Raw genomic sequence first — 898 nt, 5'->3', positions numbered from 1 at the left:
TCCGAGAGGCAGCTGCGGTGACGAGTTGGTCGGGTAGGGCGAGGAGCGTCTGGACGACGCCGAGGACCGCGGCAGCTCCGACCACGCGCGTGAACGAGACGAACGGTCGATGTGCGAGGAGGACTGCCCCGATGAGTGCTCCGACGGCACAGAGCGTCGTGAACAGCCCGTAGTCGAGAGCGCCCGTCCCCGGTGACTCCCTCGCGAGCGAAGTCAGGAGCACGGGCAGGTTGAGGGCCGACACCGACACGATCCCGACGAGCATGATCGTCCAGCCGACCAGAGGGATCGCTCTGACCGTGGCGAGACCCTGTCCGATCCCGTCGTCACTCGCGGAACGGGGCTCCTCGAACATCTCGTCAGGACGCAAGCGGAGGAGTCCGATCACCATCAGCGCACACGCGACACCGTTGGCCACGAAGGACCATCCAGCTCCGATGGACGCGATCGCCGCACCGCTGAGGACCGGGCCGATCAGCCTGCCCAGCTGGAAGACCGACGCGTTCAGGCTGATGGCCGCCGGCATGAGATCCCTCCCCACCAGATCCCCGACGATCGCGTGCCTCGCCGGGTTGTCCACGACGGTGAGGAGACCGAGTGCCGCGCTCGCGACCAGGAGGACCGGGAGAGTCGCTGCCCCGGAGAGGTGGAGGATCCCGAGGACGACGGAGAGTGCCGAAGCGATCCCCTGGGTCAGGACGAGGAGCGACCGTCGTGAGAACCGGTCCACCACTGCCCCTCCGAGCAGCCCGAACACGAGGAGCGGGCCGAACTGGAGCATCGTCGCGATCCCCACCAGCACCGCGCTTCCGGACGCCTCGAGCACCGCCCAGTCGAGCGCCACACGCTGCATCCAGGTCGCACTGTTTCCGACGAGGTTGCACGCGACGAACCATCG

General features: G+C 67.9%; 1 protein-coding gene. It reads right to left on the bottom strand.

Features of this window, described 5'->3' with window-relative positions:
* Nucleotides 1-853: MFS transporter (locus I59_RS16630; protein WP_261976599.1), on the bottom strand; the 853-nt coding region annotated here is incomplete at its 3' end.
* Between the last annotated feature and the right edge of the window lie 45 nt (nucleotides 854-898).

Origin of the sequence: Curtobacterium sp. B8 (assembly GCF_000333315.1) — a bacterium.
Classification (GTDB): Bacteria; Actinomycetota; Actinomycetes; order Actinomycetales; family Microbacteriaceae; genus Curtobacterium; species Curtobacterium luteum.
This window is presented reverse-complemented; position numbering and strand designations above follow the sequence as displayed.